This is a genomic window from Halopseudomonas salina (genome assembly GCF_014637955.1).
Taxonomy (GTDB): domain Bacteria; phylum Pseudomonadota; class Gammaproteobacteria; order Pseudomonadales; family Pseudomonadaceae; genus Halopseudomonas; species Halopseudomonas salina.
The window spans coordinates 315,771-329,577 of sequence record NZ_BMFF01000001.1 but is presented as its reverse complement, the minus strand read 5'-3'; the positions used below and the strand labels follow the sequence as shown (position 1 = coordinate 329,577).

Genomic DNA, 13,807 nt, shown 5'->3' with positions numbered 1-13,807 from the left:
GAGACACTGATCGAACTCCGCGCGACCGCCAGAATGCAGTTGCATGCCGGCTTTACCCTTGATGACGCTACTGCACTGGTTGGGTATTTCGCGGATCTGGGTGTCAGCCATTTTTACGCATCCCCTCTCACCAGCGCTCGCCCAGGTTCGTTGCATGGCTACGACGTGATCGATCCGACCAGGATCAACCCCGAACTCGGCGGGGAAGCAGCACTGCAACGTCTTGTGCACGCCCTGCGCGAGCGTCAGATGGGGCTGATTGTGGATATTGTGCCCAATCATATGGCCGTCAGTGATGCCAATCCTTGGTGGCACAGCGTATTGGCATGGGGGGTTACAAGCCCTTATGCGGACTTCTTCGACATCAACTGGCACTCGGCTGACGCCCTGATGGACGGCCGATTGCTGGCTCCGTTCCTGGGCCGAGACTACGCCAAGGTACTGGATGCCGGTGAACTGCTACTCGATTTCGACGTAGCCAATGGCACCTTTTCGGTGAACTACTTCGACAATCGATTTCCACTGACTCCGCCCAGTTATGCGGACATATTGCACTGCAGCGACGACCTGCGGCTGAACGAACTAGCAGTGCGTTTTGCCGCGCTGGAAGGCTCTCGCCAAGCGCCGGAGCAGGCGCAGCACCTTTGTAAGGAACTGGCACAGCTCTGCGTGAACGACGCCCAGCTGGACCATTTGCGCCAGGCTATGAAGTCCTTCAGACATGAGGATTTGCAAGGCAACAATCGATTACATGCTCTGCTGGAACGTCAGCACTACCGGCTTGCCAACTGGCGTACCGCCGCAGACGAAATCAACTGGCGCCGCTTCTTCGATGTCAATGAACTAGTCAGTTTGAAGATCGAGTCTCCCGAGGTATTCGAGGCCGCACATGTAAAGATTTTTGACCTGGTAGAGCGAGGCCTGATTGATGGTCTGAGAATCGATCACATTGACGGCCTGGCAGATCCCCATTCCTACTGCCGCAGGCTAAGACGCCGCATCGAGGGGTTGCCGGGGCACCCACCGGGGACTCGTTTCCCCATCTATGTGGAAAAGATTCTCGGCGATGGCGAGGCGCTGCCGGTCGATTGGCAGGTGGACGGCACCACCGGCTACGAATTCATGAACCAGGTATCGCTTCTGCAACACGATCCGCAAGGTGCCCCGCCGCTGCAGCAACTGTGGGCAATTGAAACCACTCGCCCTGCAGACTTTTTGCAGGAGGTGTACGAAGCGCGGCGCCTGGTGCTCACACACTCACTGGCCGCCGATTTCGAGACGGTGGCGCAGGGTCTGATGGCCCTGGCACGCATGAATCTGGATACACGGGATCTGACGCTCAACAGCATACGCCGGGTACTGCTTGAGCTGATTGCCAACTTCAGCGTCTACCGAACCTACGCAGCTGCCTGTGGGCGCTCAGAACAGGACTGTCAGTATTATCAACAGGCGGCGCTGGCGGCGGATCAGAGGTTATGCGAGTCAGATAAAGATATTCTTGCCGCGCTGGATCACTGGCTTGGGGGAGAGAGCTTCAACCAGTTACCGCCAGGGCCCGAACGTCGCCTGCGCCAGCGTGTTTTGCGCCGCTTTCATCAGTTGACCTCCCCCGCGGCCGCCAAGGCAGTGGAAGACACTGCATTCTATCGTTCAGGGGTATTGCTTTCACGCAACGATGTGGGGTTCGATCCCGGGCATTTCAGTGCGTTAGTAGAGGCCTTTCATAACGTAAACCTCGAGCGCAATAAGTCGTATCCGCGCAGTTTACTCGCCACCGCCACCCACGATCACAAGCGCGGTGAGGATACCCGGGCTCGCCTTGCCGTCATCAGTGAACGGGCTCCCTGGTATATCGACAGGGTTCGCCAATGGAAACAGCTCGCCGCACCCTTGCGCAGCTCCGGCGCAGGAGTGAGAGCACCCTCGGCAGGTGACGAATTGATGCTGTATCAAACCCTGCTGGGCAGCTGGCCGCTGGACCTCGAGAGTACTAACCAGAGCGGTATGCGGGCGTACTTCGAACGTGTCGCGGGCTGGCAACAAAAAGCCCTCCGCGAGGCAAAACTGCTCAGCAGCTGGAGCACACCCAATAGCCCGTATGAGGACGCCTGCCGTGAGTTTCTCGCCGTCGTTCTGCTGGGCTCGCAGGGTCAAAGCTTGCGCGCGCAAATAGCGGATGCTGCCGCCGACCTGGCACCTGCAGGTGCGCTGAACAGCTTGGCCCAAAGCCTGCTACGGCTGACTGTTCCCGGCGTACCAGACCTTTACCAGGGTGCTGAATTCTGGGACTTCAGTCTGGTTGACCCGGACAATCGCAGACCCGTCGACTACTCCACGCGCCAGGCCGCGTTTGCTGAGGAGCACTCGGCAAATCAATTGCTGGAAAACTGGAAGAACGGGCGGATCAAGCAACAGCTTATCGGCCGTGCTCTCGATTGGCGGCGCGAGCATGCAAGCCTTTTCCGGCACGGCAACTATCAGCCCCTGCAAACCATCGGCGAGCACGCCAACAAACTGTGCGCTTTTGCCCGCGAATACGAGGACCGCAGCATCATCGTTGTTGTGCCCGTGCTGGTCGCGTCCTTGCTTGGCGATGCAAGCGATCCGCTGGTACCGGCGAAACAATGGGGTGATACCGCAGTACAGCTGCCTGCGCACCTGCACAAGCGCAGGCTGGAAAACCTGCTGGCAGCCGAAACAGTAATGGAACGCAGCGGCCAAATAGCTGCCAGTGAATTGCTCGCACGGTTTCCTGTCGGTTTCATATCCGTTCAATCCGATGGCCTTGAGGAGCACCAATCATGAGTAACGGACAAGATAGGCGCTATGAAGACTTCCTGGCCCAGCAGCAATCACGAGTGACCGAAGGCCAACCGTTCCCGTTGGGTGCCACCTGGGATGGCCTGGGCGTCAATTTTGCGCTGTTCTCAGCCCATGCGACCCGGGTGGAATTGTGCCTGTTCGACAGCACGGGTGAGAACGAGCTGGAACGGATCGAATTACCCGAATACTCCAACGAAATCTGGCATGGGTACCTGCCGGATGCGCATCCGGGCCAAATTTATGGCTACCGGGTGCACGGGCCATATGAACCCGAGGCAGGTCATCGCTTCAACCATCACAAGCTGCTGATCGACCCCTACGCAAAGCAGCTCGTAGGGAGCCTGCAATGGTCGGAGAGCCTGTTTGGCTACACCATTGGTTCAGCCGATGGAGATCTCAGCTTTGATGAACGTGACAGCGCTCCTTTTGTACCCAAGGCCAAGGTGATCGATCCGGCATTTACCTGGGGGCATCTGCACAACCCCCGCGTGCCCTGGAGCCAGACCGTGGTGTATGAAACCCATGTGCGGGGCATCAGCATGCTCCACCCGGACGTGCCCGAGAACCTACGCGGTACCTATGGTGGGCTGAAAACTGCCGAGCTGATAAGCCATATCAAGTCCCTGGGCGTCACCAGTGTGGAATTATTGCCAGTCCATGCCTATGTCAACGACCAGCACCTGCTAGAAAAGGATCTGAACAACTACTGGGGCTATAACAGCATCGCTTTTTTTGCGCCCCATCCCGAATATTCGGCCAGCGGACGCATCAGCGAATTCAAGGAAATGGTCGCACAACTTCACGACGCCGGTCTCGAGGTATTCCTCGACGTGGTTTACAACCACACAGCCGAGGGTAACGAGCTGGGGCCGACCCTGTCGATGCGCGGCATAGATAACGCGACCTACTACAGGCTGATGCCGGACGAAAAGCGCTACTACATCAACGATTCCGGCACCGGCAATACCCTGGACCTGGGGCACCCCTGCGTGTTGCAGATGGTCACCGACTCCCTGCGCTACTGGGCGACTGAAATGCGGGTTGACGGCTTTCGGTTCGATCTCGCCACCATTCTCGCCAGACATGCCCATGGCTTTGACGAGCGACACGGTTTTCTCGTTGCCTGCCGCCAGGATCCAGTCCTCAGTGAAATCAAATTGATCGCTGAGCCCTGGGACTGTGGCCCGGGCGGCTACCAAGTGGGTGGTTTCCCGCCCGGCTGGATGGAGTGGAACGATCGGTACCGAGATACTGTACGTTCTTTCTGGCGTGGCGACGAAGGGCAGATAGGTGAACTGGCCAGCCGTCTGACCGCCTCGGGAGAGTTCTTCAACCAACGCGGCCGCCGGCCCTTTGCCTCCGTCAATTTCGTCACGGCCCATGACGGATTCACCCTGCGCGATGTCGTCAGCTATGACAACAAGCACAACGAGGCCAACGGCGAAAGCAATCAGGACGGCAGTGATCACAACTATTCCTGGAATCATGGCGAGGAAGGCCCAACCGAAGACACTGACATACAAGAGCTGCGACTGCGCCAGATGCGCAACATGCTGGCCACCCTGATGCTGTCTCAGGGCACGCCCATGCTGCTTGCCGGTGACGAGTTCAGTCGTACGCAGCAAGGCAACAACAATGTCTATTGTCAGGATAACGAGCTGGGCTGGGTAAACTGGAACCTGGACCAGGAGGGTCGCAGCCTGCTGAAATTTACTCGCAGACTGGCGCAATTGCGCAGCGCCTATCCGATTCTGCGTCGCGGCCGCTTTCTGATTGGCGAGTATGAAGAGGAGCTTGGCGTCAAGGACGTCACCTGGCTGGCGCCGGACGGCAGCGAGATGGCCGCGCAGCAATGGGAGGATCCTCAGGCCCGCTGTCTGGGCATGCTGATGGACGGACGCGCCAGACCCACGGGCATCCGTCGTGGTGGACACGATGCGACCCTGTTGCTGATCCTTAACGCTCATCACGAGCCTGTCGGCTTCCACCTCCCAGAAGTGGTTCAGGGCGCCTGGTGGCATTGCCTGCTGGACACCAGCCGCCCTCGCCTGCGGTCGGGTGAACGACACGAAATGGGAAATGAATATGAGGTTCTCGAGCGCTCCCTGATGCTCTTCGAATTACAGAAAGAGGAGGAGGACTGATCAGGTCCGAAGAGCCAATTCGGGCCTGAGCCAGGCCTTAACTATGCCTGAACTATGCCTGAACTATGCCTGAGGTTGCCGGTCGTAGATTTCATGAAACACCCGTTTCCTTAATCAACGTACCGGTACAACCAAGGTAATCCAGGATCAATGAGTCACGCTTGCAATCCAGCTCCAGAGCCCCGGCAGCTTATAGCCTTTGACCTTCGCCTACTCTTGGGCCTGACTGCGCAAGATGCACGCCAAGCAGGAAGTGAGCACGCCCCATGACGATAATGAGTGTTGAGCGTAAGCCCACGGCCATGGCTTCACCGGTGAACAGGCTGCGTATTCTTACCGTGAACACGCACAAGGGTTTTACCTGGATGAATCGGCGTTTCATCCTGCCCGAGCTGCGTGAAGCCGTTCGCACCCAGTCTTCGGATGTGGTCTTTCTTCAGGAAGTGCTCGGGGAAAATATCAAGCATGGCTCGCAGTACTCAAACTGGACTCCGGTGCCGCAATACGAGTTTCTCGCTGACAGCATGTGGCCAGATTTTGCCTATGGCCGAAATGCCGTGTACCCCCATGGTCATCACGGTAATGCCCTGTTGTCCAAATTTCCGATCTTGCGCTATCAGAATCTCGACGTGAGCGTCAGCGGCACCGAAGAACGCGGGCTGTTACACGCCGTGCTCGACGTTCCAGGACACAAGGAAGTACATGCCATTTGTGTTCATCTGGGGCTTCGCGAACACCACCGCCAGGAGCAACTGGGGCTACTGAGCGATCTAGTCAACCGCTTGCCGGCAGGTGCCCCGGTCATCGTCGCAGGTGATTTCAATGATTGGCGCCAGCGCGCGGACCGGTATCTGGCAGACGCTGGCATGCATGAGGCCTTCGTCAGCGAGTTCGGCACACCGGCCAGAAGCTTTCCTGCCCGTTGGCCTCTGCTTTGTCTGGATCGAATCTATGTTCGTAACGCTACCTTCCGGCATCCGGAAGTTCTGTCCAAACGTCCATGGTCGCATTTGTCTGACCATGCCCCCCTGGCGGTCGAGGTTCTTTTATGAAGGCGCACTGGTGTGACGGCAATCAGGTGGAATTATTGATAAACGGCGAGGCTTTTTTTCCCAGCGTGTTTGAGCGCGTTCGCGCTGCGCGTGAAGAAATCCTGCTGGAAACCTTCATTCTGTTTGAGGACAAGGTCGGGCGCGAGCTGCAACAGGTTCTGATCGAAGCGGCTAAGCGCGGTGTACGCATCGAGGTGCTGGTGGACGGCTACGGTACCGCCGATCTGAGCACGCCCTTTGTCAAGGAAATGACCGAAGTGGGTATCAGTGTTCACATGTTCGACCCGCAACCCAAGTTGCTGGGTTATCGAACCAACCTGTTCCGTCGCCTGCACCGCAAGATAGTGGTCATAGATTGCCAGGAAGCCTTCGTTGGCGGGATCAATTTCAGTGTCGACCATCTGGCCGAATCCGGCCCCATGGCCAAACAGGATTACGCCGTGCTGGTACGGGGCCCGATTGTGGCTGATATTCACAGGGCAAGCATGGATCTGTTTCACCGCACCCGCAACAGTGCCCCTGACTGGACTGACCGCAGCGAGCATAAGGTCCAACGTCGCGCGGGAGGCGCCAGTATGCTGCTTTCCATTCGTGACAATGACCATCATTTGCGCGATATCGAAGCACAATACATGCGGGCCATCCGCTCGGCGGATCATCGCCTGGTTATTGCCAATGCCTATTTTTTTCCCGGCTACCGATTGATGCGTGCTTTGCGGGTCGCAGCCAAGCGGGGGGTGAATGTTGTGCTCATTCTTCAGGGTCAGCCAGACATGCCCTGGGTCCGCCTTGCCAGCCAGTTCCTCTACGGCTACCTGCTACGATCGGGGGTGAAAGTATACGAGTACTGTGAGCGGCCATTGCATGGCAAGGTGGCACTGGTAGACCGTGAGTGGTGTACCGTCGGCTCGAGCAATCTTGACCCCTTGAGCCTGTCACTCAACCTTGAAGCGAACCTGATGATTCGCGACCATGCGCTCAATCAACAACTTTTCGAGCATCTCAACAGGTTGGCCGACGCCAAATGCAACGAGATCACGCTTGAGGAAGTTAATCGGGGTGCCTGGTGGAAAACCCCCGTGAGCGTGCTCTGCTTCCACTTCCTGCGCCATTTTCCTGCCATGGCAGGCATGTTGCCTGCCCACACTCCGCGGCTGGAACCCCTTACGCCAGGCGCAGAAGAAGCCGAAATGATGGAATTGAACCAGGATAAACCCTCATGAGCGTAGCGGCAGAGGCCAGGCAAAAAAAACCGAAACGCAACAAATGGTTCTGGATCAAACGCCTGACGACCATCGCCTTTTTCATCCTGATTCCAACCCTACTGTATTTTCAGGCGCGCAATATCGATTGGCAGGAAGTTGCAGCAACACTGCGAACCTATCCTCCAGGTATCCTGATAATTGGCGCTGGCATCGCGCTGGTCAGCTATTTTGTCTATTGCGCTTTTGATCTGCTGGGTCGCTATTACACCCGGCACGGGTTGCCAGTGAAACAGGTCGTTCCCGTGGCCTTCGTTTGCTATGCATTCAACCTGAACATGGGCGCGCTGGTGGGTGGCGTAGCTTTTCGTTATCGCCTTTACAGCAGGCTCGGGCTTGACGTGCCAACCATTACCCGTGTTCTTACCTTGAGCATGATCACCAACTGGCTGGGTTATATCATACTGGCTGGCGGCATATTCGCCCTTGGATTGATCACGTTGCCCGAGAGCTGGGAGATCGGTGGAACCGGTTTGCGCATACTGGGCGTTGGGCTGTGGATCGTTGCTGCGGCGTATTTGCTTGCCTGTGGACTATCCAAACGCCGCAGTTGGCACTGGCGTGGTCACGAAATACTGCTACCCCCTCTGCGAATGGCATTGGTCCAGGCTGGCCTCGGAGCGCTTAACTGGTCATTGATGGCGTTGCTGATCTATTTGATGATGCCCGAAGACGCCTTCTATCCAACGATATTGGGTATTTTGATGATCAGTAGCATCGCAGGCGTAATCACGCATATTCCGGCGGGCCTGGGGGTGATCGAGGTGGTGTTTATTACCGCATTGCAGCATCAGTTTGCCAAGAGCGAATTGCTTGCGGCTCTGATCGCGTATCGGGCACTGTATTTCATATTGCCCCTGGTCATAGCCTGCATTATTTACATGGTTCTGGAGAATAGATCCAAGACGCTACGCAACCAGCAATAAGGATCACAGCCGAACAGGCTGTGGCTGGCTGCCCACAGCTTGCCGACCTTTGTTCAGGCTGCTGGCTTGAGTATCAGAGTGGCCAGGGGCGGCAGATCGAGTAGTATCGATTGCGCTTTGCCATGGGCTTCCCGCTGTTCCGTTGCGAGACGACCCAAGGGACCGGCTGCAGAGCCCTGATAACGTTCGGCATCACTGTTGAGTAATACCTCCCACTCTCCGACAGCGGGCACGCCTACACGATAATTCGCCCGAGGCGTAGGCGTAAAGTTGTGCACCACCAGTAACGGCTCGGCGCCCTCCTCCCCCTTGCGCAACCAGGCAAAGACGCTATTGGTCCAGTCATCACCAATCAGCCATTCAAAACCCGCTTCGCTTTCGTCCAACTGATGCAGAGCGGGCTCCTTACGGTAGAGCCCATTGAGGTCCTGCACGAGGGTCTTGAGGCCACGATGCTCGCCGTATTGCAGCAGATACCAGTCCAGCTGGCCGTCATGATTCCATTCACGCCACTGACCAAATTCACACCCCATGAAGAGCAGCTTCTTGCCTGGATGACTCCACATGAAACTGAAATACAGTCGCAGATTGGCGAACTTCTGCCAGCGATCCCCCGGCATCTTGTCGAGCAGGGATTTTTTACCATGGACCACCTCATCATGGGAGATGGGCAGCATGAAGCGTTCGGAAAACGCATACAACAGCCCAAATGTCAGCTCGTGATGGTGATGGCTGCGGTACATCGGGTCCTGGCTGACGTACCCCAGGCTGTCATGCATCCAGCCCATGTTCCACTTGAAGTCGAAGCCTAGTCCGCCCTCACGTGTAGGACGGCAGACGCCTGGCCAGGCAGTCGACTCCTCGGCAATCACCAACGCACTCGGCACCTCGGTACCGACCACGTCATTGAGATGACGCAGAAAATCGATTGCCTCGAGGTTCTCACGACCGCCATGACGGTTGGGTATCCATTCACCTGCTTTGCGTGAGTAGTCGCGATAGAGCATTGAAGCAACTGCGTCAACGCGCAGGCCATCGATATGATAGGTCTGCAACCAGTGCAGGGCTGACGCGATCATGAAGCCATGCACCTCGTTGCGGCCAAGGTTGTAGATACAGGTGTTCCAGTCCTGGTGGTAACCCTCGAAAGGATGCTCGTACTCGTACAGCGCCGTACCGTCGAAACGCGCCAGACCATGCTCATCGTTGGGAAAATGCGCTGGCACCCAATCCAGAATCACGCCGATTCCAGCCCGATGGCAGGCATCGACAAAGCCGGCAAAATCATGGGGTGAACCGTAGCGGGCCGTAGGGGCGAACTGCGACAGTGGCTGATAGCCCCAGGACCCGCCAAAGGGATGTTCCATAATGGGTAACAGCTCGATATGGCTGAACCCAAGCTCCTGCACATAGGGAATCAGCTCAGCGGCCAGTTGCTGCCAATTGAGCGGCACACCTTCATCATGGTCCTCACCTGCCCTGTGTCGCCAGGAACCCGCGTGCAATTCGTAGACTGCCAACGGCTCCTGGTGCGGATGCGCCTGATTGCGCCGTCGCATCCAGTCATCGTCATGCCAGTCAAAGACGAGCGGTGAGGCCACCACTGACCCGGTTTGCGGGGGTAATTGTGCGGCCAGTGCCACCGGGTCAGCCCGCAGTGGCAGCACACCCTGTTCACCCAGAATCTCATATTTGTAGACCTCTCCGGGCCCCAACCGCGGAATGAAGATTTCCCACACGCCGGCTGACCGGTGTAACCGCATTGGGTGCCGGCGGCCATCCCAGCTATTGAACGGACCAACCACAGAGACCCGTCGTGCGTTGGGCGCCCAAACAGCAAAACGCACACCCTTGATACCGCCGCAGGTGCTAACTTGCGCGCCGAAGACCTTGCCCAATTCCCGATGATTACCCTCGCTGAACAAATAAATATCCAGCTCTCCCAGCTGTGCAGCAAAGGCGTACGGGTCCTCGGTTTCCTGCACCGCGTCGGGCCAATGAATCCGTAAGCGGTACTCGCAAGGCTCAGACAGTTGAATGGTGAACAGACCCGATATCTCACCCGGTATCATGTCGCCGATGATTTCTCCATTGCGCGCATCAAGCAGCTCAACTCGTGGCGCCCCTGGTTGGTAGGTGCGGATAACCGTGCCTGTTCCCTCACTATGCGGCCCCAGCAATGCAAAGGGATCACCATGTTCTGCGCGTTCAAGCGACTGGAAAGCCGTTTGCCGACTAACATTCGTCGTTGCCCCCGATTCATTCATTTTCATCACCGATCTCCAGGCGCGACCTGCTCAGTTCCACTAATCCCCGCAGTGGCACGTTCAACCACTCGGGGCGGTGGTGGGCTTCGTAGAGAATTTCGTAAGCTGCCTTCTCTATACCGAAAAGGGCAAGGGCCGCATCTTCACCTCCTTGATCAATCCAGGCATGTGGAAGCTCAGCCGCAGCAAGCCGATAGGCGGCCATGAAAGCGTCGCGGGTTTGTGCAAGATAGGAAGAAACGATAGTTGCCCGCGCCATGTCAGCCTCAGCCGAGAGGTCAGTGCCATGTGCATCCCGAGTTGCCAGCGCAGCTGCATAATCAAAGGAACGCAGCATGCCGCTGACATCCTTCATGGGGCTGAGGTGCATCCTGCGTTCTTGGAGGCTGCGCGATGGCTCGCCCTCAAAGTCAATAAAGTAAGCATCCCCTTTCACCACGAGAGCCTGGCCGAGGTGCAAGTCACCGTGCACCCGAATGCGCAGGCCGCCTTCGCTGCTGCGCGCCAGCCGGTCGATCAATTGCAGCACTGCCGTGCGATGGGACTTGAGCCAATCCAGATCGGCTACGGCATTGTCAGGCAAGCGGTCCTGATGCCTGCATGCTGCATCAATCGCCTCGCCAACCTGCGAGGATATATTTCTAGCCCACCCACTAACGTCTTCCGCTGTGCTTGATAAGTGGCCAAAATCAGCATTGTCCGTGGCCCGAGCAAGCAAACTGTGCATCTCCCCCAGGCGCTGACCCAACATGGACGCAAAAGCAGAGAGCTCGGCCAGCGCCGTGTACTGGCTTTCCATGGTCGACACGCCGCCAGAAAGCTCGTCGCGCACCGCCCGTCCGAGTGTGTCCTGGGTCCACTGCCAGGCGTCGCCCTGACTGTTGAGATAACCCTGCAGTACCATGAGGGTATGCGGCACACCCTCATGGTCGACACGCCGCACTTCGCCCAGCAAGGGTGCGACATTGGTAAAGCCGGCTTCGGTGAGATAACCACCCATTTCGGTTTCGGGATGGATACCAGGCATGACGCGACGGATTACCTTGAGCATCATGCGCTCACCGATAACCAGCGAACTGTTTGATTGCTCGGCGGAGCTGAGGCGAATCTCTTCGTCAGACCTCTCTTCAATTGCCTGCAGCAAAGGGCCGGGTAAAAACTGGATTTCCTGCTCATCGCTCCTTATCACCTCGCCGCTGCGCAGGCTGCTCACAACTGTTTGAGCGAATCGGTCAAGGGCCACCGCATCGGTCAGGAGTCCAACACGATCAAAGCGCCGCAAACGAGCCATGGCCAGAGCTACAGCTTGACCCGCACCATTGCCTGCTCGCTGCTCGTCGATGAAGCCCATCGGCAGTTGATAAAGGTTTGTGCCACTAGCGCCATGCACTTTTATCTCACCGAGTACTGTCATTTCGGCAGTCGGTCCGAATGGAATTGCATAGAGAAGTTCAACCCGGGTGGCACTCTCCCCCTGCCCGGCAAACCAGCGCCGACTGCCCAGGTAATCCGGTAGCGACTCGTGTTCAAGAATCTTCCTGCAGGATTCGTTCATCAGCTCGCTGAGGTCACGCTTGACTACCAGGGTGCGCAGCTCCGGCATCGGTTCCGTAGTCGGGGTATGCCAGGCGGGCATCTGAGCCTCCTCGGCGAGCAGGAACCAGAAGAAACCGTAAGGCGCCAGTGTCAGCAGATAATTGAGTTTGCCGATCGGCGGGAAAGACGTCCCACCGACCATCTCCACGGGTACCGATCCCTCATAGGCAGCCAGCTCCAGCTCTGCGGCCTGAGCCGAGCGTGACAGATTGGCCACACACAGAATGGTTTCCTTGTGGCCCTCATCGCTTTCATACTCACGCACATAGGCGATTATCCGTCGATTGGACGGTGCCAACATTTTCAGGGTGCCGCGGCCGAAAGCCTTTTGCTGTTTGCGCACCGCGAGCATACGGCGCGTCCAGTTCAGTAACGAGTGCGTATCGCCCAACTGGGATTCCACGTTGATCGTCTGGAAACCGTACAGAGGATCCATGACCGGAGGCAGTACCAGGCTGGCCGGGTCAGCCTTGGAAAATCCGCCGTTACGGTCGATAGACCATTGCATGGGCGTGCGCACGCCATCACGGTCACCCAGAAAGATATTGTCACCCATCCCGATTTCGTCACCGTAATACAGCGTCGGGGTGCCCGGCATGGACAACAACAGGCTGTTGAGCAGCTCGATCCTGCGGCGGTCACGCTCCACCAGCGGCGCCAGGCGCCGACGTATGCCCAGGTTGATTCGCGCCCGACGATCGGCCGCGTAGTAGTTCCAGAGATAATCGCGCTCACGGTCGGTAACCATTTCCAGGGTCAGCTCATCGTGGTTGCGCAGGAAGATGGCCCACTGACAGCCCTCGGGAATCTCTGGTGTCTGACGCAGGATGTCGGTGATTGGGAAACGATCTTCCTGGGCGATGGCCATGTACATGCGCGGCATCAATGGGAAATGGAAGGCCATATGGCATTCGTTGCCATCGCCGAAGTACATCTGGGTGTCTTCCGGCCATTGATTGGCTTCGGCCAACAGCATCTTGTCCGAATAGTGGGCGTCCACTTCGGCGCGGATCTTTTTCAGTACCACGTGGGTTTCCGGCAGGTTCTCGTTATTGGTGCCATCGCGCTCGATCAGGTACGGAATGGCATCCAGCCGCAGGCCGTCAACGCCCATATCCAGCCAGAAGCGCATGACGCTGAGAACAGCCTTGAGCACCTGGGGATTGTCGAAGTTCAGATCCGGCTGATGGGAGTAGAAACGATGCCAGAAGTACTGACCGGCCACAGGATCCCAGGTCCAGTTGGATTTTTCGGTATCGAGGAAGATGATCCGGGTGCCGTCGTATTTCTGGTCGGTATCAGACCAGACATAGAAATCCCTGGCCTTGGACCCCTTGGGTGCATGCCGCGCCTTCTGGAACCAGGGATGCTGGTCGGAGGTGTGGTTGATCACCAGTTCGGTAATCACCCGCAGGCCGCGCTTGTGTGCCTCGGCAATAAATTTGCGGGCGTCGCTCATTGTGCCGTAGTCCGGGTGAACACCGCGGTAGGCAGCAATGTCATAGCCGTCATCGCGCCGTGGTGACGGGTAGAACGGCAATAACCAGATGGTATTGACGCCCAGATCGGCGATGTAATCCAGCTTCTGAATCAGACCGGCAAAATCGCCTATTCCGTCATTGTTCGAGTCAAAAAAGGATTTGACGTGTACCTGGTAGATCACCGCGTCCTTGTACCAGCTAGGGTCATTGAGAAAGGTGACCTTGTTGTCTTCACTCGCATTCATTACGTAGCTTC

General features: G+C 57.3%; 7 protein-coding genes. 5 read left to right on the top strand and 2 right to left on the bottom strand.

Annotation, left to right across the window (positions count from 1 at the left end; translation table 11 throughout):
• Positions 1 to 6: 6 nt before the first annotated feature.
• The 5 genes from IEV54_RS01600 (at position 7) to IEV54_RS01580 (ending at position 8,207) form a co-directional block, all read left to right on the top strand.
• A complete protein-coding gene (locus tag IEV54_RS01600; RefSeq protein ID WP_150277876.1) occupies positions 7 to 2,805 on the top strand; it encodes a malto-oligosyltrehalose synthase in 2,799 nt (932 codons plus the stop codon).
• Entirely contained in the window at positions 2,802 to 4,967 is a 2,166-nt protein-coding gene (gene glgX / locus IEV54_RS01595) for a glycogen debranching protein GlgX (RefSeq protein WP_373286409.1), read from the top strand. Before IEV54_RS01600 ends, glgX begins: the two co-directional genes overlap by 4 nt.
• A gap of 275 nt (positions 4,968 to 5,242) precedes the next feature.
• Positions 5,243 to 6,019, top strand: coding sequence for an endonuclease/exonuclease/phosphatase family protein (locus tag IEV54_RS01590; RefSeq protein WP_150277878.1), 777 nt, complete (start codon positions 5,243 to 5,245; stop codon positions 6,017 to 6,019).
• Positions 6,016 to 7,242 (top strand): cardiolipin synthase ClsB, encoded by a 1,227-nt coding sequence (gene clsB, locus IEV54_RS01585; protein ID WP_150277584.1) that lies wholly within the window; start codon positions 6,016 to 6,018, stop codon positions 7,240 to 7,242. The genes IEV54_RS01590 and clsB overlap by 4 nt, the downstream gene beginning before the upstream one ends.
• Positions 7,239 to 8,207: a lysylphosphatidylglycerol synthase domain-containing protein gene (locus tag IEV54_RS01580; protein WP_150277585.1), complete on the top strand. Its 969-nt coding sequence runs from the start codon at positions 7,239 to 7,241 to the stop codon at positions 8,205 to 8,207. The genes clsB and IEV54_RS01580 overlap by 4 nt, the downstream gene beginning before the upstream one ends.
• Positions 8,208 to 8,260: 53 nt before the next feature.
• On the opposite strand, the gene glgB is transcribed toward IEV54_RS01580, so the two are convergent.
• Together glgB and treS are read right to left on the bottom strand one after the other, a co-directional pair.
• A complete protein-coding gene (gene glgB / locus IEV54_RS01575; protein WP_223825439.1) occupies positions 8,261 to 10,480 on the bottom strand; it encodes a 1,4-alpha-glucan branching protein GlgB in 2,220 nt (739 codons plus the stop codon).
• Positions 10,467 to 13,796 (bottom strand): maltose alpha-D-glucosyltransferase, encoded by a 3,330-nt coding sequence (treS, locus tag IEV54_RS01570; protein WP_150277586.1) that lies wholly within the window; start codon positions 13,794 to 13,796, stop codon positions 10,467 to 10,469. The genes glgB and treS overlap by 14 nt, the downstream gene beginning before the upstream one ends.
• Positions 13,797 to 13,807: the final 11 nt, after the last annotated feature.